Source organism: Pseudomonas sp. D47 (assembly GCF_045447305.1).
Taxonomy (GTDB): Bacteria; Pseudomonadota; Gammaproteobacteria; order Pseudomonadales; family Pseudomonadaceae; genus Aquipseudomonas.
In genome coordinates this window covers 1-21,881 of record NZ_JBJGXU010000048.1, presented here as the reverse complement: position 1 = coordinate 21,881, position 21,881 = coordinate 1, and the positions used below count along the sequence as shown (strand labels likewise).

General features: G+C 59.6%; 13 protein-coding genes and 1 pseudogene. 5 read left to right on the top strand and 9 right to left on the bottom strand.

Going from position 1 to position 21,881, the window contains the following annotated elements; translation table 11 throughout:
* Positions 1-308 precede the first annotated feature (308 nt).
* From ACI77I_RS24080 to ACI77I_RS24070, 3 genes are read right to left on the bottom strand one after another with little or no spacing between them, the layout of a single operon-like run.
* Positions 309-572, bottom strand: coding sequence for a hypothetical protein (locus ACI77I_RS24080; RefSeq protein ID WP_406998617.1), 264 nt, complete (start codon positions 570-572; stop codon positions 309-311).
* Positions 572-14,149, bottom strand: a complete 13,578-nt coding sequence (locus ACI77I_RS24075) for a filamentous hemagglutinin N-terminal domain-containing protein (RefSeq protein ID WP_406998615.1) — start codon at positions 14,147-14,149, stop codon at positions 572-574. The genes ACI77I_RS24080 and ACI77I_RS24075 overlap by 1 nt, the downstream gene beginning before the upstream one ends.
* Positions 14,150-14,182: 33 nt before the next feature.
* Positions 14,183-15,904 (bottom strand): ShlB/FhaC/HecB family hemolysin secretion/activation protein, encoded by a 1,722-nt coding sequence (locus ACI77I_RS24070; protein ID WP_406998613.1) that lies wholly within the window; start codon positions 15,902-15,904, stop codon positions 14,183-14,185.
* Positions 15,905-16,376: 472 nt separating this feature from the next.
* Here ACI77I_RS24070 and ACI77I_RS24065 point away from each other — a divergent pair, with 472 nt between their 5' ends.
* Positions 16,377-16,709 (top strand): DUF6124 family protein, encoded by a 333-nt coding sequence (locus tag ACI77I_RS24065; protein WP_406998611.1) that lies wholly within the window; start codon positions 16,377-16,379, stop codon positions 16,707-16,709.
* A 61-nt stretch (positions 16,710-16,770) separates the two neighbouring features.
* On the opposite strand, the gene ACI77I_RS24060 is transcribed toward ACI77I_RS24065, so the two are convergent.
* Positions 16,771-17,295 (bottom strand): N-acetyltransferase family protein, encoded by a 525-nt coding sequence (locus tag ACI77I_RS24060; RefSeq protein ID WP_406998609.1) that lies wholly within the window; start codon positions 17,293-17,295, stop codon positions 16,771-16,773.
* A 274-nt stretch (positions 17,296-17,569) separates the two neighbouring features.
* Here ACI77I_RS24060 and ACI77I_RS24055 point away from each other — a divergent pair, with 274 nt between their 5' ends.
* The 3 genes from ACI77I_RS24055 to ACI77I_RS24045 all read left to right on the top strand — a co-directional run bounded on the left by ACI77I_RS24055 (position 17,570) and on the right by ACI77I_RS24045 (position 18,772).
* On the top strand, positions 17,570-18,034 hold the full coding sequence (locus tag ACI77I_RS24055; protein ID WP_263273633.1) for a hypothetical protein: 465 nt from the start codon (positions 17,570-17,572) through the stop codon (positions 18,032-18,034).
* Between the two features lie 4 nt (positions 18,035-18,038).
* Positions 18,039-18,365 carry a hypothetical protein gene (locus tag ACI77I_RS24050; protein ID WP_242151376.1) on the top strand — a complete coding sequence of 109 codons (327 nt, stop codon included), beginning with the start codon at positions 18,039-18,041 and terminating at the stop codon, positions 18,363-18,365.
* Positions 18,366-18,433: 68 nt separating this feature from the next.
* The gene (locus ACI77I_RS24045) at positions 18,434-18,772 is read left to right on the top strand and encodes a hypothetical protein (protein WP_263273635.1); all 339 of its coding nucleotides are present in this window, start codon (positions 18,434-18,436) and stop codon (positions 18,770-18,772) included.
* 118 nt (positions 18,773-18,890) lie between these two features.
* Here the strand turns inward: ACI77I_RS24045 and ACI77I_RS24040 are convergent, their stop codons facing one another.
* The 5 genes from ACI77I_RS24040 to msrA all read right to left on the bottom strand — a co-directional run bounded on the left by ACI77I_RS24040 (position 18,891) and on the right by msrA (position 21,143).
* Complete coding sequence (locus tag ACI77I_RS24040) at positions 18,891-19,232, bottom strand: hypothetical protein (protein WP_263273636.1); 342 nt, start codon at positions 19,230-19,232, stop codon at positions 18,891-18,893.
* Positions 19,233-19,246: 14 nt separating this feature from the next.
* Positions 19,247-19,489, bottom strand: a complete 243-nt coding sequence (locus ACI77I_RS24035; protein WP_263273637.1) for a hypothetical protein — start codon at positions 19,487-19,489, stop codon at positions 19,247-19,249.
* Positions 19,490-19,501: 12 nt separating this feature from the next.
* Entirely contained in the window at positions 19,502-19,981 is a 480-nt protein-coding gene (locus ACI77I_RS24030) for a hypothetical protein (protein ID WP_242151387.1), read from the bottom strand.
* 55 nt (positions 19,982-20,036) lie between these two features.
* Entirely contained in the window at positions 20,037-20,519 is a 483-nt protein-coding gene (locus ACI77I_RS24025; protein WP_242151391.1) for a GNAT family N-acetyltransferase, read from the bottom strand.
* Positions 20,520-20,636: 117 nt separating this feature from the next.
* Positions 20,637-21,143 (bottom strand): peptide-methionine (S)-S-oxide reductase MsrA, encoded by a 507-nt coding sequence (gene msrA / locus ACI77I_RS24020; protein WP_406979476.1) that lies wholly within the window; start codon positions 21,141-21,143, stop codon positions 20,637-20,639.
* A 511-nt stretch (positions 21,144-21,654) separates the two neighbouring features.
* Here msrA and ACI77I_RS24015 point away from each other — a divergent pair.
* A pseudogene (locus tag ACI77I_RS24015) lies at positions 21,655-21,881 on the top strand (oxidoreductase); the annotation flags it as partial.

Genomic DNA, 21,881 nt, shown 5'->3' with positions numbered 1-21,881 from the left:
AGCTTAAAGAACGCATGGGCATTGCTGTTTTTGGTGTGCTGCTGAATGCGTTGCTGTTGATGCCTGACGATTTGGCGTCTACGATTCACGCGGGCTATCCTTGTTCTCGTGGTGTGTGCTCGCAACTATCACCGTAGACCAAGGACGGACTTTTTCATTTTTTTACAGCTGAATCAACTAGTTAGCTGTTAAGTAAGCGCCATTCAAATCTGTCCCCTTTTTGTCCCCTTTTTAGCGGTCCCCTTTTTAGCGTGGCCTGTCCCCTCTTGAAAACTCTTAAACCCATTCAAGCTATTCACCCGCCCTGCTCAAACAGATGCGTCCCACTCATCCTCAAACTTCTTGTTGCTTAATTCAGTCTCAAGGAAAATTTGTGCTCGCAATAATATTGCGTTCCAATTCTCAGAACTTAATATCAAGTTCTTAGGATGAGGATAAAAAATGTATTCAATAGACCCCGCACCCGTAATACCGACATCCATAAATGGCTCTTTCTCGCCTTTGAAATAAACACAAAGGTAAGGAAAGGCAGTATTGATATCCCCAACCTTTTCGAACTCCAACTCAATCATTACCTAACCCCACGAAAGCCGATAAATTTCCCGTCAAGCCCCCAGCTAGCAGCTCGTCCATTCGGTAATGTATAGGTAATCCATCCACTCGGGTACCGCCCACTCACGCCAGTTGTCTTAACGCCTCCGCGCAACAGGTTGCTAATAGCTTGTTCTGCAATGTCATTGACTGCTGCATCACCCTTATAGACTTTGCGCAAGTCTGAAATATTATCAAACCCAAAATATTCCGGGTGTTTGGTCACGGCCCTTCCAGCCTCGGTGATAGTTTGACCTGCCTTGAATGGCTGAGTAGCTGAGTGAGTCAGTTCAGCTACAAGCTTTTGCTCGGCGAAGGCAGCAGCCGCAGCTGCACGCTGGGCAGCACCGATACCCGCAGTTACGCCACTCAGCACACCACCCGTTACACCTGACTCCTCAAAAAATGATTTTCTCCAAGGATCATAGGCTACCCGTTCGTCGTCGTGATTAGCGCTCTGGAAGTGCTCAACGATATTACGTTCATCCTCAGTCAACGTGGAAAGACCAAACAATCGATCTAGCGCCTTAGAGCCTAATTCAACTGCATCTAGCTGCTTCTTGCATGTGGCCTCCCCACCGCCCTTGCAACCATACAACGCCACTCCGGTTTTACTGTCATTCAGCCCTTGATACTTAGCTTGCAAATCAGTGCGGCAGGTCGCCGGACTGGCGGCGCTTCGGCAGCCAACGAGCTCATCAGCAAGTTTTTCCACCTCTTGATGTTCCAGATAGTTATTGATAGTCGCCTGCTGGGAAACCCATCCGGCAACCTGCTGGTCCTTTTCACTTCCCCCCGCGATTGCAGCGACTGTCATCCCCAAAAGTTGAGATGTCATTGCCAACAGCTGATCGTGACTCATACCGGGGAAAATCTGATCACCGTATTGCTGAATCAATGCCTTGTTCGCACCTGCTGCTAACGCCGAAGTGACGAAATCTCCTCCTGCGACCTCACCAATAAGGCCACCTACGATGGCATGCACCGCAACTTTCGTTGGTAAGCCTGTGCCTACTAAGCTGTCACCAACCTTGTCGTAGATAGCCCCACTCAGCGCATCTGCCGCGAGACCAATCGCCGCCTGACCAAGGTTGTCTACAAACTTACCACCGTTTGTTGCGGTTTTCAGTGCAGCGTTTACAGCCAATCGAACACCAACATTTGCCCCGCCGATACCACCGCTTACGCCAGCAGCGACATAGTTTTTCAAACTGTCGGCTGATGTCACATCCTTCAGCACGAGGCCCAGATTGCCTTTGTTGTTGATCGTACTGATCGCCGCCCCACTGGCCGCAGACGTGATGACAGAAGTAATGGCGACGTTAGCCCAACCCGCAGCCGTCGCCGCTGTAGCAGCCGTCGCCGCCGTGGTTGCGGTTGCCGCAGTCGCCGTGGTCGCAGCCGCGCCAGCCGCCATCGCCGAGCCCGGTGCTGCACCGGCCAGAGAAGCCACACCGGCACTTGCAGTGCCTGCCGTCAGCACGGTCACGATAATAATGATCGCCAGCATCGCTCCCTGCCCGAGGCTGGAGTTGCTGTACTTATACGAGTCGTGCGTTTCCTTGATCAGTTTCCAATCAACATCTCCACGTTTCTCCGCGTCCTTCAGCCAAGCCATCTGTGGATCTGCCTTCACCATCGCGTCGATCGCCTGGCTGACGGTCTGTTGGTTGACTTGTTTGACATCGATATGCAGACCATCAACGGCCTTGATCGCGATTTCCCCCTTGGCAACCATTTGGGTCTGCCTGAGGGTCTCGTCGGTGTTGCCTTTGCCGCTCATGCTGTTCCAGGCAAGGCTGCTTTTGCTCTTGGCGTGGCTCTCCTGGTCGAGGTCTTTGACGCCCTCGAAGGTCACGCTACCACCGCTGGCGATGGTCAGGTCATTGCCACTGTCCAACTTGGCAGCCTGGTATTTCTGGTCGCCCTGACTCTGAATCGTCAGGTCACCACCGGTTTTGATTTCGCTACCGATGTGGGTGACTTTAGTCACTTCATCCCGCTGGGTTTTCTTGCTGCCCCAACTGCCCTTCTTCTTCATGTCGTACAGCGAATAATCACTGTCTTCGGCCGACAGCAACGCCAGGTTGCCACCCGCCACCAGGTACGCTTCATCGCCTGCACTGATACGGCTGGCAATCAGGCCCAGGTCCTTACCTGCACTGAGCGAGACGTCCCCACCGGCACTCAGCGCGGTCGACACCTGGCTGACATGATCTTCCTGACGCTTTTCCTTTTTACTTTTACTGGAGGAGTGTTGCTCGTCCGCAGCCGAGGCCAGGAACATATCGCCGCCAGCGCTCATGTTGATGTCGCGCTTGGCATCGATCTGGCTGGCGATAGCCGTGATGTCTCGGCCGGCTTTGACGTTGATGTCGCGACCTGCCTCTACGCTGGAACCGTATTGCGTGGCATTGCTCGATTGCAGGCGGCGCCCCATGTCGGTCGCATTGCGCTCTTCGGCAGAGGCCAGGCTGGCATCGCGACCCGCCACGATTGTCGTGTCACGACCGCTGTGCAAAACGCCGCCGACGCTGGCAACGTCTTTGCCGGCGCTGATATCCAGGTCATTGGCCGCCTCCACCCTCGCCGCACTGTCAACGTAGTCACGGTGCTGCGAATACCCACGCCCGCTGTCGTCCCACCCGGTCACGCTGCGCTCGTTGATCACATCGCCATTGATCGCGGTCATCGTCACATCGCGCCCGGCAATGATGCCGCCGGCTTTGTTGACGATATTGTTACCGGCCAGCAGGTCCAGGCGATTGCCCGCTTCGATCAGCCCGCTGTTGGTCAGGTCGTTACCCGCCTTGGCCGACAGGTTGTTGTTCGCGCGCAGGGTGCCGGCGTTGACCAAGTTTTCGCCGGCGATCAGGTTCAGGTCGTTACCGGCGATCAAGGCACCATTCGGCGCCAGGCGGTTGTTGGCCTGGGCCAGGTAGAGCACTGGCACCAGGACCTTTTCACCGTTCACTTCGTGTTGTTCCAGCCACACGATGTCGTGGGTCAAGGCCGCAACCTGTTGCGAGGTGAGGCTCACGCCCATCGACAGGTTCAGTTGCTGCTTGCTGCTGATGGCGTTGTCCATCAGGTACTTGAACAGCTTCTCGTCGGTGTTCTGGCCGTCGATAAAGCGTTGGCCGGTGCGCGCTTGTACCGCTTGCTGCACCAGGCGCTGTTCGTAGAGGCCATCGCCGAGGCGTTTCCAGCTCTGGTCGGGGTTGTAGCCCAGGCCTTGCAGCAGGTAGTCCGAGCTCATGAATTGCTTGAGGTCGGTGAGTACCGGGTTGGTCTCGATCAGGTACTTGTGCGGCTGCGAGGCGGCGCGGCTGTCGGGCAGGCCTTGGACGCGGGTGAAGGTTTGACTGGTCAACGGGGTCGGTTGCCCCACGGCCGTCTGTGGCGCAATGGCAGCCACGTTGGTGCCACGGTCACTCAGGTCGGGGCGAGCGCCGTCCGACTCAGTGAGCGCGGTGTGCACCGCGCGGGCGTCGCGATCGGCTGCAGCCAGACCGGACAAGTCCGTTGCGCCGACCGCTGGCCCGGCACCCTGCGCCGGGTTATGCGCATCAATGCCGGCTACATGAGTGATGTCGCCACCGCTGGAGCGGCCAGGCTGTAGGGTCTGCACGTCGGCGCTGCCGACAGCGTCAATGTTGATAGCGCTGGCCACGGCGTCGATAGCGCCGGCTTCGCGAGCGGCCAGGGCGATTTGATGGGTACTGGCGGTGACAAGGGCAGCCCCTTCCACCTGGATCGTACGGCCCTGGTTTTCAGGTCGCGCTTGATCACGCGTGGCCGGGTCAATGCTGGCGCTGCCCAGTGTCCACGTCTGAGCGCCGCCCTGATTGCCGGTCGCCTGCCCGCTGGTGCCACCTTGGCCGCTTAAGCGGAACAAGCCGTTCTGCCCGCTGGGCAAACCGAAGCCCGGCAGGGTCAAGGGGTTGACTTGCTGTTGGGCCAGGTCAGGCGGCAATTGTGCATTCAGCACCACCACCTGGGTTTTGTTGGCGCCCACACCGGTATCCAGCGCGCGGCCGCCAACCCCAAGCGCGGTCTTGAGCACCGTGATGTTGCTGATGTTTTTACTGGCGATGAGTTGAGCGTTGCCGCCGGCCTGGATGATGGCCGGGGCCACCACTTGCGTGCCGCCTGCCACCGGTATGGGCGCATTGATCCCTGAAAACAGCGACGGGCTGAACTTCGTCATCAATGCCGCAAAGGCCGCCTCATCCACCGGCGAGCCTTGAGGGTGCGCGCGGTTGTAGGCCTGCACCGCCGCGACCATCTGGTTGTACTGGCCCTTGCCGATTTTGGTAACACCGCCGTATTCCTGGCTTCGAGTGCCGGAGCCACCGGTGGCCGCCAGGTTCTGGATATTCTCGCCGGTAATCGACAGGTCATTGGCGGCCGACACCACGCTGTAGCGGTTGGTGAAGTTCTGGCCGGCAATCACCATGTTGCGCCCGGCGCTGAGGGTGGCCGACGGTGAGTTGGCCTCCACCACACTTTCAACCGTGCGGCTCAGGGTGACCGCAGGCCTTCTGTCGCTCCAGCCACCGCTGCAATGTTGCGTGCAACGAATGCTGACGCCCACCGACGTCAAGCGTTGGTTGAGCTGGAATTTCTCGCGCTCGTTGACCACGTCATTGGCCGAGAGCCGGAGGTCGCCCATGCTTTCGATGCTGGCGGAAATGTTGCGGATACTCTGTGCGGCTGTCCCGCCGGCAACACCTGCCATCGTCAGGTTGCCGAGGCTGTAGATGTCCGAATAATTGTTGGTCAGGCTGCCCACGTTGAACGTGGCGTCCTGGCCACTGAACACAAAGCCGCGCGCATTGATGTCGCCCGCAACGTGGTCGTTGAGCAGGCTTTGGGCCGTCAGGTCAAGGTTCTGCGCAGCCCCCAGCGTGCCGGTGTTGACCACGCTGCCGGCGTCGATACGCAGGCCGCTGCCGGAGGTCAGGCGCCCACGGTTGCTCAACTGGCCGCCGACGCTCACGTGGCTGGCGCCCCCGCCTGCCAGGCTGCCGGGCTCCTTGAGGGTCATTTGCGCGGCGCTAAGGTTCAGCGTACCGACACTGCTGATGCGCCCGTTGCCTTCATAACCGCCAGCCAATTGCACAGCCACACTGCCGTCGCTGGCAATCAAGCCATCGTTGTTCCAATTACCGCCGTTGCCGACCAAGCTTTGCGACGCCAGCAATTGCCCGCCCGCCGTCTGGTTCAGGGTGTTGACGTTCACCGTCAAACGGCCTGCCTGGATCACACTGCTGTTGGTCCAGTTATCTGCGGTCAGGGTCAAACCGCCGCGCGTCACCACATTGCCGCCCGCACGGGTAAGGTTGGCGGTGGCGATATCAAAGGTCCCGGTGCCGCCGTGCAGCACACTGCCGCCTTGGTTCTGCAGGCTGCCGGTCAGCGTGAAGTCGCTGTTGGAGGTTTCCAGCTGGCCATTGCGGTTGTCGATCTGCCCGCCAACTTGGACGGTGGTTTTGCCGCTGCTGCCAAGGGCGCGCAGTTGGCCGCCGACGTTATCGACATCCCCGGCCAGCAGGTTCAGCGTGGTGTCGCTTTCGATAATCCCCGCCTGGTTGCGTAACGCGCCGCTGAGCCCCAGGTCGATCGTGCCCGCGCCAATCTGGCCGCTGCTGTTGTCTAGGGTTTGCCCGCCCACGCGCACCAGGCCCTTGGCGTACAAACCGCCGTTGGCGTTGGCGAAATAATTGGCGTTGACCACTGCATCGCCGGTCTGCGCAGCGATGCGCCCGCTCTGGTTGTCGATGCGGTTAGCGCGCAGGTCCAGGCCCCGGGCGCTGACCAGTTTGCCGCCCTGATTATTGACGTCGCCGCTGACGGTCAAGCCCAGGCCGGTCTGGCCCTGCACCTTGCCCTTGGCGTTGTTCAGGCTTGCGGCGTTCAGTTGCACGTCGGCGTCTTGGCTGTAGATCAAGCCGTCGGTTTGGTTTTGCACGACGCCGCTGCTGGTGATGACCACCCGCTCTTTGCCGGCAAGGGTGCCGCGCTCACTGTTATTCAAGCCGCCGGTGAGCAGGGTCAACAGGCTCTGGCTGATGATCTTGCCGTCGGCGTTGTTGTAGACCTGGTTGGCGCGTTTGAGCAGCAACGGCCCGGCGCTGGCCAGTTTGCCGCCGCTGTTATTGAGGTTGCCGAGCAGGTCGAGGGTCATCTGAGCGTTGCTGATCAGGCTGCCACCGTTGTTGCTCAGGTCGGTGCCGGTAAAGGAAAACCCCTGCTGCACGTTGATGGTGCCTTGGTTGGCCAGGGTGGCCGCTTGCACATCCAGCTCGGCGCCGCTTTCGATCAAGCCGCCGTCGCCGTTCACCAACGCGCCGGTCACTGCCAGCGCTTGCCCGGTGCCGCTGGAAAGCACGCCACTGCCGCGGTTATCCAGGCTGGCAGCGCTGACGTCCAAACGCCCGTGGCTGACGAGTGCGCCTTCGGTGTTGTTTTGCAGCGCGCCGCTCAGGCGCACATCAATCGCGCCGCTGCGGCTGGAGAGCGTGCCGTGGTCGCGGTTGTCGAGGTTGCCGCCACTGACGCTCAGGCCTTGCCAGCCGCTCAGCAAGCCCTTCGCGGAGTTCATCAGCGTGCCCGCGTTGACGCTCAGGGTCTGGCTGCTGATCAGCTTGCCGCCGGTGTTGTCCAGGCTCCGCGCGGTCACGGAGAAGCCTTGCTGGCTGGAGATTTCACCGCCCTGGTTATTGAGGTCACGCAGGTTTTTCAGGGTCAGCGGGCCATTGGCAAGCAGCAGGCCGTTGCGGTTATCCAAGTCGCTGTTGTTCAGGTCGAGGGTCACGCCCTGCTCGCCGACAATGCGGCCGCCCGCCGCTGCCAGGGCATTGACGCCCACGGCCAGCGCACCTTTGGCCGAGACTTCGCCACCGTTGCCGGTGTTCAGGCCGGCAGCCGTGAGGTTCAGGGTGCCGAGGCTATTGATCAGGCCCTGGTCTTGGTTATTCAGCTGGCCGTCGCTGCTCAATAGCAGGTCGCCGCGGCTGTTCACGCGGCCACCACGGTTGTCCAACGCCGCCGTGCGGGCATCGAGGCTGGCAGCGCCGATCATGCCTTTGAGGTTGGTCAGCGCCTGGTTGATGCGCAAGGTCAGGCCTTGGTCGCTCAGCAGTTTGCCGTTGCTGTTATCCAGGCTTTGCGCAGCCAGGGTGAAGGCCTGGCCACTGGAGATTTCGCCGTTCTGGTTGGTGACGGTGTTGAGGTTATTGAGTAGCAACGGGCCCTTGGCATTGAGGAAGCCCCCGGTGTTGTTCAACGCGCCGTTGTTCAGGTCCAGACTCAAACCGGCGTTGCTGAACAGCTTGCCACCTTGTTGATCGAGCCCGGTGACGCTGGCCGTCATGCCCTGCTCGCCGCCGATGCTGCCACCGTTGTTCAACTGTGCGGTGGTCAACGCCAAGGTGGCGCTGCTGTTGAGGTGCCCGCCTTGGTTGTTCAGCGCGCCCGTGCTGACGACGACCGGACCCTTGCCGCTGATGATGCCTTGCTGGTTGCCCAGACTCGCGCTGTGCAACATGAGGCTGTCATCGGTGACCAACTTGCCGTCCTGGTTATCCAGGTTGCCGGTCACGGCGACGCTCAAACCTTGGGCACTGGAAAGGCTGCCTTTGTTGTTAATCAGGCTTCGCGCCTTGACGCTCAGTGCGTCTTCACTGCTCAGCACGCCTTGGCTGTTGTCCAGGTCGCCGGCCAGTTCCAGCACCAACGGTTGTTCGCTGAGCAGCTTGCCGCCCGTGTTGTCCAGCGAGGTGCCGGTGAGGCTCAGGCGCTGGCCGTTCAATTCACCGAGGGCGCGGTTGATGACCTGGTCCACCGCCAGGTTCAAGCCGCCGCGCGCAAACACCACGCCTTTGTCGCTGTTGTTCAACTGCTGGCCGGTGACGCTGACGTCGGCGTTGCCGGTCAGCTCACCGGCGCGGTTGTCGATCAAACCCACGTCGAGTTTCAGCGCTTTTGTGGCGCCTACCAGACCGTTACGGTTATCCAGATTGGCGCCGCGCAACTGCAAGCCTGCGGTGCTGATCAGCTTGCCGTTCTGGTTGTCGAATTGCTCGATGTTGGCCGTCACCTGCGCCTTGCCGGCGATCTCGCCATTGCGGTTATCCAGGCCGGCGCCGGTCAGCAGTAAGTCGCCGTCGGCAATCACGCTGCCGCGTTGGTTATCCATGCGCTCGGTGGCATGGATTGCGACATCACCGCGGCCACTGAGCAGGCCGTCGGTGTTGTCCAAACGGGTGCTGCGCGCGTCGAGGCCAACGGCGTTGATATGGCCTTTGACGTTGGCCAGCAGTTGCTCAACGCGCAAGGTCAGCCCTTGGTTGCTGATGAGCTTGCCGTGGCTGTTGTCGAGGTTGTTGGCCGCCAAGGTGAAGGCGTTCTGGCTGGAGATTTCGCCGTGCTGGTTGTTGAGGTTGGCGAGGTTGTTGAGCACCAGGATCGGTGCGTTGATCACGCCCGCGTTGACCAGCTCGCCGTTGTGCAGGTCGAGGTTCAGTTGCGTGGTGCTGAGCAGCTCGGCGCCGCCCATTTGCGTGAGGCCAGTGAGGTTGGCAGTCAGGCTGCCAACGCTGCGGATTTGCCCGCTGTTGGTGACCTGGGTGGCCGTGAGGTCAAGGCTGTCGGCACTGGTGACATGCCCCTCAACAGCGTTTTTGAACGCGCCGGTCGCGAGGCTTGCGGCGCCCTGGCTTTTGATCAGGCCGTGAGTGTTATCGAGGCTGGCACTGGTCAGCTTGAGGCTTTGCGCGCTCTCGACGGTGCCGTCTTGGTTAATCAACGCCGTGGCGCTGGCGATCGTCAGCGGGCCGGCGCTGGAGAGGCTGCCGCCGGTGTTATCGATGCGCTGGGCCGCCAGGTCCATCGAACCTTCGCTGGTGAATTTGCCACCCGTGTTGTCCAGCCCAGCCGCCAATTGCAACGCCAGGGAGCGCTTGGCGCCAAAGGTGCCTTCGGTGTTATCCAGGCGGGTGCCGGTGAAGCGCGTGTCCTGGGCGAAGACCAAGCCTTTGGCCTGGTTGATCACCGCGTGCATCGCCAGCTCCAGCGCAGTCCCGGCCAACAGCTTGCCGCCACTGTTGTCGAGGCGCTGGCCGCTGAGGTCGATGTTCTGCTGGCTGGAGATTTCACCCGCGCGGTTGTCGACGCTGTTGATCGTGAGCTTCAGCGCTTTTTTCGCACCGAGGACGCCGCCGTCGCGGTTATCCAGGGTGTCGGCGTTGAGGCTCAAGTTGCCCTGAGCGACCAACTGACCGCCCTGCTGGTTGAAGATCCCGACCGTAGCGTCCAGATCAGCCTGGCTGGCAATGCGGCCCTTGGTGTTGTCGACGCTGTCGAGCGTCAGCCGCACCGGGCCGATGGCGCTGGCCAGGCCGTTCTGGTTACTCAGGGATTGCCCGGTGATCGCCAGCGCCTGCTTGCTGTTGAGCACGCCTTGACGGTTATCCAGCTGGCCGACTTGCAGGTTCAGGTCCTGATTGGCCCGCACCGCGCCGCCACGGTTATCCAGGCTGGCGCTGCGCAGGGTCAGCAGGTTTTGCCCAGACAGGCGGCCTGCGCGGTTGTCCACGCTGCCGGCTTGAATATCCACGACGCCTTTGGCCAACACACTGCCTTTGGCTTGGTTGTCCAGCAGGCCATCGACCTTCACGCTCAAGCTGCCATTGCTGACCAAGCTGCCGGACTGGCGGTTATCCAGGCTGGCCGCGGTCACGTTCAAGCGCTGGCCACTGCCCAAGGTGCCGCCTTGGTTGAACAGCGCGCCGGTGGTGGTCAGGTCGAGGCTGGCGTCGCCCGTCACATGGCCGTCGTTGCGGTTGTTCAACGTCATCGCGTTGACCACACTCGCGCCCGCGCTTGAGACCTCACCGTCATCGTTGAGCAGGTCAGCACTGAGGTTAAGCGCCAGGTCTTTAGAGCTGCCGAACACGCCGCTGCTGTTGTCCATGCGCGCTGCCTGGGTGTTGAGCCCGGCGGCGGAGATCTGGCCTTTGATGTTGATCAGTGCCTGGTCGAGCTTGAGGCTCAGCGCTTGGTCACTGAGCAGCTTGCCGTCACTGTTATCCAGGCTATTTGCGGCCAGGGTGAAGGCATGTTCGCTGGAGATTTCGCCGCCCTGGTTGGCGACCGTGGACAGGTTTTTAAGCAGCAATTGCCCTGGCGCATGGATCAGGCCGCCGGCGTTATTGAGGTGGCCATTGTTCATGTCCAGGCTCAGGTCGCTGAGGCTGTAGAGCTTGCCGCCGCTGCGCTGGTCAAGGCCGGTGATGCTGGCGCTAAGGGCTTGGTTGCTGGCGATCTGGCCGTCAAAGCGGTTATCCACCTGCCCCGCCGTCAGGTCCAGGCCCTCGGCGCTGGAGAGGCGCCCGCTGTTCTGGTTGTTCAAGCTGGCGGTGGTGACGCGCACGGCGCCGTCGCCGATCAGCTTGCCGCCACGGTTATCAAGGCTGGCGCTGTTGAGGGTCAGCGCCATGGCACTGAGCAATTCGCCGTTGCGGTTGCTGATGGCGCCGCGGGTGGTCAATTGCTGCGCCGCGCCGCTGCTGAGGCGGCCGCTGTCGTTGTTCAGCGTGCGGGCGTGCAGCGTGAAGGTGCCATCGCTGCGCACGGTGCCTTGTTGGTTGTTCAGGTCATCGAGGTTCAGTTGCACCGCGCCGTTGGCCAGCAGGCGCCCGCCGTTACGGTTGTCGAACTGTTTGCCGTGCAAGGACAAGTCGCTGACGCTGGAAACCTCACCGCCCTGGTTGTCGAACTGGTCGATATTCAGGTTCAGGTATTGGCCGCTGATGAAGTGACCACCACGGTTGATCGCGACCCCGGCATGGGTGACGGTCAGCAAACGGTCGCCCTGCAGCAGGCCTTGGCTGTTATCCAGCGTCTGGCTGCCCAAGGTGGTGGCCGCAGCGACTATTTTGCCTTGGCGGTTATCCAGCGCAGTGGTGACGAGCACCTTTGCGTCATCGCGTATTTTGAGTTCGCCTTCGGCGTTGATCAGGCTGTTGGCCTGCAGGTCCAGGCTGGTGGCGGCAATCAAGCCCTTGGTGTTGTCCAGCGCCTTGGCGATGCGCACCAGCAGCCCTTGCTCGCTGAGCAATTGGCCGCCACGGTTGTCGAGGCTGTCGGCGGTGAAGCCTAGCGCTTGGGCGCTGGAGATTTCCCCGCCTTGGTTATCGACACTGTTCAGGTTGCTCAGCAGCAGCACACCGGGCGCGTGGATCACGCCGCTTTGGTTATTCAAGTGGCCGCCATTGAGGTTAAGGCTGACGCCTGCCTGGCTGTAGAGGTTGCCCTTGCCACTGTTGTCGAGGCTGCCGGCACTGACAGCCAACCCTTGCCCAGCGAACAGCGTGCCCTGGCGGTTATCGAGCAGGCCCTGGCTGGTGAGGTTGAGGGTGGCATCGCCTTGCACCAGGCCTTGGCGATTGTCCAGGGTCGCACTGCTGACCACTGCCGTGCGTGCCAACACTTTGCCGTTGCGGTTATCCAGCGCCGCGTCGATCTGTGCGAGCAACCCGTCACCGGCGCTGAGTGTGCCGCCATTGTTATCCAGGCTGCCGGCATGGATATCCAGGGCGTTGGCCGAGACCAGGCCTTGGGTGTTGTCGAGCGCCTGGGCGATGCGTACGGTCAGTGCCTGTTCGCTCAAAAGCTTGGCGTTGCGGTTGTTCAAGGTGTTGGCAGCCAGGGCAAATGCCTGGCTGCTGGAGATTTCACCGCCCTGGTTGTCGACGCTGTTGAGGTTACTGAGCAACAAGCGCCCCGGGGCATTGATCACACCGCCCTGGTTATTCAGGTGGCCGCCATTGAGGTCGAGGCTGACCTCGCCCTGGCCGAAGAGCCGACCATCCTCGTGCTGATCAAGGCTGGCGACACTCGCAGTGAGCACCTGCCCGCCACTGATGCGCCCGCCCGCGCTGTTGTCCACGTGGCCGGCTTTCAAGTCCAGGCGCACGTCGCCGCGCACGGTGCCGTGCTGGTTAATGACCGGGCCTGTGGCCGTCAGGCTCAACAGCTGCCCGGCTGAGACCAGGCCTGCCACGTTGTCCAGCGCTGCCAGTTGCAGCGTGGTTTGCGCCTGGCTCGACAGCTCGCCGTTGCGGTTGATCAGTTGCCCGATGCCCGCCGTCAGGTTACCGGTGCTGGTGACGAGGCCACCTTGGCTGTTGAGCAGTTGGGTGGCGTTTATGCCAAGGCTGCCTGCGCTGAGGATTCGGCCTTGGTTTTGGTTGTCGATTTGAGTGGCGGTCAGTTGCGCAGCGCGCTGGGCGCTCAATGTGCCGCGCTGGTTGGCCAGCTCGCCGGTGTTAATGCTGAGGTCGCGGCTGGCGATCACGGTCTTGCCGGTGTTGTCGAGGGCCTGCGCGGTCAGGCGCACATCGCCTTGGGCATTGCGGCTGTTATCGGCGTTGACGCCGGCTTCGATAATGCCGTTGTTGGTCAACCGGCCAGCGGCGTCCAGGGTGATGCTGTCCTTGGCGGCGAGGGTTTGTTGGTTGGTCAGTGCGCCTTGGGTTTTCACCGATAAGTCGGTACCGGCGTAGACCGCACCTTTGGTTTCGGCGCTCTGCGCCTTGACGTTAATGGCTGTGCCTGCCGAAGTCTGGCCCATGACCACATTGCCTGCGGCATCGATCTGGATATCACCGCCGGCAACCATGTCACCCGACAAGCGCACACCCACACCGGCCTCAGTGCCCACCAGCTTGACCGCGCCCACATACATGCCGCCCAGCGCCGACGAGTCAATCGCCAGATCCGGCGCCTGGCTGCCATCCGCCGCGCGTGCGGTGGCGTTCAAGGTGCGCGCGTCGACGTCGTTGCGACCGGCGACGATGGTGAGTTTTTTCGCCTGGATCTGCGCGTTGATGGTCGTGGCGCGAGTGATGATTTCGAACTGGTCGACGTTGGTGGCATTCAAGCCGGCGCCTTCGATGGCGACGCTGCCTTGGTCGACTTGGTAGCGACTGATTTGGCCGTTTTCGATCACCGCTTTACCGGTGGTGAGCGTGGCTTGTGGCGTATTGATAAAGCCGCAGCCGTTGCAACTGATGCCGTACGGGTTGGCGACGATCACATGCGCCGACTGCCCTGCCACTTCGGTGTAGCCGCGCAGTTGGCTGGGGCTGCCGCCGTTGACTTCGTTGAGGATGATATTGGCGGCAGTGCCTTTGAAATTCGGGTTGCCAACGATGATGCCGCCCAGCTGGGTGGCCTGGGTGCGGTCGGTGGCGTTGTTGAGAATGACGCCGTTGGCACCGACGTTGTAGTCATGGAATTGGTTGTGCGACAGCCCATTCGCGTTCGGCGCAGCGATGTTGACGATGGGCACGCCATTGCCCGCTTGCGCCAGGCCCGTGCCCGGTGCGCTCACCACGATGCCGTCGGCCTGGGCCAGCAGCGGCTGCCAGAACATGGCGTTGGCCAGGATCAACGCTAACCCACGTTTAGGCAGCCCCAGGAAGTGGGAACGGCTTTTTACGGCAGCAGAAGGCTGGCGCGCGAGGAAGGCGAACTGGCGGACGTCCATGTCATTACTCGATGCCCGAGGGCGGTAAAAAATTTAAAGGAAAAAATCCATACGGAAATAGATCGGCGCTTCACGTTCCGTGATAGCAGCCGGTCGTTCCAAAGAGTGGGCAAAGGTCACCGTGGCCGCGACGTTCTTGCCGCGTGCGAACAGGTCCAGCGAGTTGCTGCTCATGCGCCCATGCTGCTCGGCGTTGTAGCGGCCGTGGCTGATCACGCCCTGGTCGTAACCGAGGCTGGTGCCGTATTCGCTGAATACTGGTTGCAGCCAGGCCCAGGTCACCGGGCGGCTCCAGCGCAAGTCGTTGCGCCAGTAGCCGCCGCTGTCGCCGGCGAGCATCTGGTCTTTGTAGCCGCGAATCGACGACTGCCCACCCAGGCTCATGCGCTGCGGGCTGAACAGCACGTCTTCGCTGTGCTGGCCGGTCATCAAGCTGCTGAAACTGAGCGACTCGCCCCACAGCTTGAACGGGTACAGGTAGCTGACCGTGGCGGTGTATTTGCGATAGCGCGCATCGGCCTGGCCGGGCTTGGGGTCGTGATTGGCTTGAGCGTCAAACGCGCCGATGCCGTTTTGCATACCGAGGTCGATGTTGAGGAACGAGCTGCCAATCCGGCGACCGTGGTTGATGCCGAACTGCGCTTCGCTGAGGCGGTTGCTGCTCAGCGCCAGCTTGCTGTCTTCGATGAAGTTGTTGGTGCGCAGATAAGCCACGCCGGTGCTCAGGGAGGTTTTACTCAGGGCGTCACGATGGATGACGCGCTCCAGGCGCAACTGGTGGTTCTGGCTGTCGCCGGTCTGCTTGAACGTGAAATTATTCGCCTGGGCCTGGGAGCGGTATTCGCTCTCGTTGTAGCTGTAGGTGAGGGTCCACCAGCCGAACGGCAGGCTGTAATTGAGCATCGAATTGCGTGAGGTTTTCTGGTGATCGCTGACGGCATCGTGACCGCCGCGCAGCGACAGTTGGTCGGCCAGGCCGAGAGGATTATCCCAATCCAGACTGGCGCCCCACTGCTGTTCGCCGGTGCTGCGCTGACCGCCGTTGTGGCGCGACAGCCCGACGCGCCAGGGCTTCTGCGCGGTGTTTTTGACCAGCACATCACTGCCGCCCACGGCCTTGCCCGGCGCCAGTTCCATCTGCGCCTGGTTCGACGGCAGGCGGTTGAGTTGGTCGACCATCTGCTCGATTTCGCGCAGGTTGAGCAACTCGCCGGTTTTGCCGGGGAAACTCATCGCCAACTGGCGGTCGGTGATGCCGCTGCCCTCGGCACCTTTCAAACTTTCGAGCTTACCTTCGACCACCTGGATCTTGAGGTTGCCGCTGGAGAGGTCCTGCTGTGGCAGGTAGGCGCGGCTGGTGACCCAACCTCTGGCCAAGTAGCGGTCGGTGATGACCTTGAGCACTTCATTGAGCTGCGGCACGCCCAGGCATTGGCCGATATAGGGCTTGATCAGCGCGGCGCGCTCGCCTTCGGGCAGCGCGTCGGCGCCGGAGAGTTCGATGGTTTTGATCGGGAAGCAACGGGTATCCACGGGCGTGTTCGGCGTTGCAGGCGCGGCGGATTTGCCGGGCAGGTCTTTGAGTTCTTCGAGCCGCCGCTGCTGCTCTTCGAGCAGGCGGTCCTGGCGGTCGCGAATCAGATCGGTGATGCCCGGGGTATTCTGCGGCGGCGCGGCGTGTGCGACTCCGGGAAAGCCCAGGCAAAAAAAAGCGGACAGCAGGCCAAGCCTGGTCCGGCGTTCCAAACGCCACATTTCTAGATCCCTCTATATGGCACTGAGCCACTAATTGGCGGCGATAATAGGATGGCGAAATGCTGGCGTCAATTAAACGTATAAAAATGTGTCAGGACTGATGCAGGGATAAAGGGCAATAAGGACATGTCCTACAACAAGCCCTGAAAGAGGAAAGTCCGAGGCGACAGCGCCTTGCTCCGTTGCCTACGGTTAAGTCAGAATCCGCTGGCTTGTGCGCTTGGGTGGGCGTCTCTAAGGTTGCTCGGTCGCTGAAAACTCAGTGATCGGGTTTAGTAGCCCTAGGGTCAATTACACTTAGTGCATGAGCTTCATCTATCAGACGTTCCTGTCTGTGCCTGATGGTGGCTGTGCGTAGGGCGCCTTCGGGTGCGCCGGCTTTGTGTAATTCCCCGGTCTACTAACCTGCGTACAGCTGCCACCCTTCTTGTGTAGTAGCGAAAGGGTGGCGGCCCCATTCAGGAATTACATCATGTTCAAAATAACGCCTAACCCTACAAACGAGCCGGACCTGAAACTCAATCAGGCTGCGCATCGCGCGATTGATCGCTATCTCAACTCAGAATCTGACCCACCTTCACCACCGCCGGGTTTGTTCAGCGTTGCCGCCGACGCCAGCAACGAAACACTGATCACCAACAGCTACGAAACCTTTTCCTCGGTGACCGCCTTGCTGCTTGACCTGTCGGAGGACCTGACCGGGAAACAGCGCGATGTGGCGCTGGCGATTCACCAGTTGAGTGAGTTGGGGGTTTTGTTGATGGATAGGTTGATGGAGCGGGAGGCGGCTGTAGCGGGTACTTAGCGTTCAACGGTATGACCGGGCGCAGGCCACATTTAAAAGAGTGGCCTGCCTCCCATCTCGCCTAACCCAACCGAATACACGGCAACCGATACCTCACCTCGACCAGCTTCACACCACCGCGCTCAAGCGTGCGCTCACTCCCCGCATCCTCAACGCAGCCTGCCCTGCGATAAAACCGGATCGCCCGTTCATTGCGCGCCAAGACCCAGAGCGTCAAGTGTTGAAACCCTTGCTCAGTCAAAAACTGTAAGCCTGCGTTCCACAACGCCAGCCCAACGCCGGTTTGCCAATGCTCTGCTTCAACGTAGATGGCCATGACTTCACCGGTGTTATCCGCATGGGCATCTTCATCACGACTGGCGCCGACGGATATCCAGCCGACCACCTGTTTGTTCACCTGCGCGACCCATACATTGGATTCGCCGGATTCAATCGAACTAATCCAAAACGACTCCCGCCTGGCCAGCGTCGCACCCAATGAGTTCAAGTAGTCGGCGGGCATCAGGTCGCGATAGGCTTGCTGCCAACTGCTGATGTGCACTTGGGCAATGGCCCTGGCGTCTGCGGGTGAGGCGTGGCGAATCATCGAGGCATTCCTTGTCCGGACATCGAGCGGTAAGCGTAAGCCAGCCTCGATTACGATTTGGCGATGCGATTAGATTTTCTATGCACGGTGAGCCTGAGGAACTTAGAGGTTGGCTGGTGATGGGCTGTACCCACAATTGATACGGGCTTAGCTATGAAACCATGCGGGCCCACACCAAGGTTGAACTACAGGTTAATAGCCGTTACCTGACGTCTTCCATCCTTCGGTTATTTAGGTAACCTCACACATTCGCAGCGCATACAGGCTCGCAAAAATGGACATCAGCCCCCTCACACTTCAACCACTGCTTCGCCCGGGAAGCGACTTGAACGGTTGCGCGGTGGCCGAACGGTGTTCAATTGATTTTCTGATTAACCAATGTTCGTTGCTCAATACGCTCGTCACCGCTGGCGGTGACCACTCAGACTATATGAGCTGTTTCGTCAAAGGCTTTCCTGAGGCAAACGACCTGTCTTGCGCTCGTTTGCTTTTGCGCGAACCCGCCGGAACGGAAAGCGGCCGTGTCCTGCTGTACGTTTGCCCCGAGTGCGGCGATATCAGTTGTGGCGCTTACTCAGTGCAGGTCAGCCAGAGTGATGACGGCTTTACGTGGTACGCCTTTGCTTACGAGAACGGGTATGAAGAGCCCGTCATCATCGATGGCGTTGGGCCCTTTGCCTTCGAAAAGCATGCCTATGAAGCGACCATAATCAATGCCGCACGGCTAATGAAGGAGTAATCACATGGCGCGCTTCTCAATTTACAGCGGATCGATTTTGGTCGGCTATTCAGCGCTTGAACAGGGTGACCCTTCGATGGGTGTTGCCTTCGGCGCCTTCGAGCCCGCCGATGGCTATCGATTGATCCACAGTGAATGCCGCAACAATCACCGCGATCAGTCCGCTTTGTTACTGTCTGTTCAAACCGAGGAAGGCCTGGTGATTGATTGTTCAGGCGTCGCCATCCTGGATTACTCGGAGAAGGACTTCGAGGATGTTATCGAGGTCAACGTTCTGGGTATTTCGTCGCCTCCGTATGAAGCGCTGTTTCCTCAACACCTCTCCCGATAGGCACGCCTATTTCGATAATCAAACCCTCCAGCAGTGCCCGCGTGAGCACAGTGAGACGGCAGCCCTTTATGAACCATGACCGTGTAAGGCAGTTGATTCATGGGGAGATCAATCGTGACGACCCGGTTGGAAGTCTCATCCATGTGCTGGAAGCCGCTATTGAGCTGATTTCGCTTCCCGACAATGAGTTCTGCTGGTCCAGCTGGGAAGACGAGGATCAGGCAAAGGCCGAGCTGATGGTTTTGGTCAGCGTGCTCAGATCGGGAAAGCTTCCCAGAAAGTTGGACGTCTCTGTGCTATTCGCAGTAACCGGCCCACTCCAGGAACTCAGTCTCAGCAGTGGTTGGGCGAACACTTTTCTTAAAGTGGCTGACAAATATGACGAAGTTGAAGCATTGCTGTGGTGAGAAAGCAGAGCCCAGTGCCAACAGCCTGGCCTGTTCCGACTGCATCACTGCGCCCTTCTGCCTTGAATATCGCTAACGCCGAAATACTCCACCCGCATTTCCACGGCGACCACTGTTATCAAGCTTCGCCTGCGGCCCCGTCAAACATCGGCCCACCGAAGGTGAAGAACCTGAACGTTATCTTCTCGTGCCTGACATCTCTGAGCTCATACCGAATTCTGTCGAGCCCATCATCTATGCGCGTCACATTGAGGCGCATAAATTGGGTAATTCCGCCGCCAAACTCGCTGAGGTTGAGCGCGCTGACATCCTGAAAATGTATCGTCACGGCATTCCAGTCTGTTGTATCGACGGATAGCGTCAACGCCAGGTCGTATTTGAAGTCTTCGAACTGTATGTCGATGGCGATGACACAGTCATGCTCTCGCAGCAGTTCGTTCAAGCGCTCAAGTCTATCCATGTGCCGGCCCGCCTTCAGCCAATCTGCTCAAACCGCCGACGCTTCAGGAACAACCCCACCCCGACCGCCACGGCAAAGATCGACAACAATCCTAGATCAAACCCTACCAAGCGCAGCTGGCTCGCAGCAACGCAACCGACCGCACCGCACAGCACCAGCAACACCCCCAGCCACTTGCGCAGCGGATACGACTTAAGAAACCGATCCAACAAAAAGAACAGCACCAGGGCAATGACCAACTGGGTAATTTCGGACATGGGTTTTTCCCGTCAGGTCTTGATGATCAGTGTCGAGGCGGTGCGTTGCGGGCCGATACCGCCGTTGACCTGCGCCTCGATGCTGACCAGTACGTCGCCTGCGTGGTAGGTGGGCAGGATTTGATTGGCATACATGCGCACGCCGGCCCCGACAGGCGCACCCACGTAAGGGGTAGCAACATAAGAGGTGGCGGAAGCGAAGGCCGCGGCGGCAAGGTTAGCGACCTTGGTGCGTTGCGCATTGAGCACATCGCCCTGTTGCCGGGTCAGCGGCTTGGAGATGCCGACCATCATCATGCACGGCAGGCCCTTGGCCAACATTTTGTCGTACACCTCGACGACCTTGCTGTTGACCTCGTAGTGGGCGGCTTTCGCTTCGCCAAAATGCAGCTCGCGCAGGCGTCCGCGTTCGTTGTCGGTGAGGATGATCTGCGATACGTTGAAAACGATCCCGTGATTGCCTATGTATTGGAAAGTCCCTTCGAACTTCATCGCGCGCATCCTTTCGAGCCAAAGACGGCGATTCTCTACAAGGAGGGCGTGGGATTCAATGCATTTCACCCTGCCGGCAAGCTGCGTTGCCCGTCGTAACGTTCTGACGGACATAATAATTGTCGAATTCGCTGCTTTCGACGAACTGGAAGCCATGGCGAGTGTAAAAACGATTAGAGGCGCTTTCTTTGAGGGCACCTACTTTAATAGGCAGTGCCGCCGCATCTGCCTCGTTGAAAATCTGAGTGAGCACCGCAGCGCCTATTCCTGATCCTTGCGCGCTCGGTCGCACGTATAAATGGTCGAGCACGAGTTCATTGGGGTGATGCTTGACCACCACAAAGCCAACCTTGTTTCCAGCCACTTCAATGAAACGGGTGTTGTGGGCTTCAAAGCCGCTCACAAACCGCTCGCGCGCCCGCACTGGGTCAAATCGCCCGACACGCTCCAAACTTTCGCGCATAGCCTCAATTCGAATGGCGACTAGATCGTCTACGTCGCTTGGTTGAGCGAGGACTAACTTGAGTGTGATGGGCATATTCTTCGCTCTACGTCCCCATCCTGGGATGACCAGTGTGGGAGGCCGGGGCCAGACCACGTTTATACGGTTTCCCGGATCGTGGTCTGCCCCATTTTTCTCTGGTACTACTCACCCTCAGGCACGCTTCGGTAACTTCCAATTCGGCCGAATGAAGTGACAGGTATAGCCATTCGGTATCCTCTCCAGGTAATCCTGATGCTCCGGCTCTGCCTCCCAAAACGGCCCCGCCGGCTCTATTTCAGTGACCACCCGGCCCGGCCATAACTTGGAGGCATCCACGTCGGCAGCGGTGTCTTCGGCAATGTCCCGTTGTTGTTCACTCAGGTAATAAATCGCTGAACGGTAGCCTGGCCCCAGGTCATTGCCCTGCCGGTTAGGCGTGCTGGGGTCGTGTATCTGAAAAAAGAACTCAAGAATCTGCCGGTAAGTGATCACCGCAGGATCAAAGACAATCTCAATCGCTTCGGCATGGTTGCCATGGTTGCGGTAGGTGGCATTCGGCACATCGCCACCGGTGTAGCCGACTCGCGTGCTCAGCACGCCAGGGTAGCGTCGCAACAGGTCTTGCATGCCCCAGAAGCAGCCGCCGGCGAGGATGGCGGTTTCGGTTTGGTTGGTCATGGTTTGTCCTTGTGCTGAATGGGTACAGGGGTAGTTATGGGGCTGTGTTGGGCAATAGCAAGGTTGAACGTCGGGTTGAAGGTCGTGCTCGCCTCACTCATAAAACTTCCTAGCCAACAAAATGGCTGCACAGCGCTGCCATACGTTCGATACCCCTGCGTCCGCCTGGGCAGGTCGCGTGCTGGCCGCTGCTCAAGAAGCCGCCGCATCGAGAAACGCGTCAACCGATGCGTTTTCCCCGCCTAGCGCACTTGGCCCATAGGGCGATGAACCCATTGCCCAATAAAAAAGCAAAGAGGACATGTTGGTCTAAGTGTTCAGGAAACACGTCGGGATGCCCAGTATGCAGAGTGGTGGTGTGTACGAGCGGACTCATTTGGATTTTCGCCCTGATCATGACTGAGGTCATAGCCCTGTTTCAGCGTTCTGCTAGGGTCTGAAGCCCCTGAAAATTCCAAGGAAGGTGAGATTTCAGTCTTTTAACACCGGATTGATAATTGGAGCATTCGCGTTGAAAGCCTCGCACTGCATACTCGCAATCTTGCTGATTACAGCGGCACTGCTGCTGATAGACATACCTGTCGATACTTGGCTGACGTCAGCAACGCTTAGCTTGATTCTCGGGACTAGCGCACTGGTTTACATGGCAGCTGCCTGCCTGCTGGCCAGTCGCTGGGGCGTAATTGAGAGTCTGTTTGGCGGCCTGGATCGCGTCTATGAGGCGCACAAGTGGCTAGG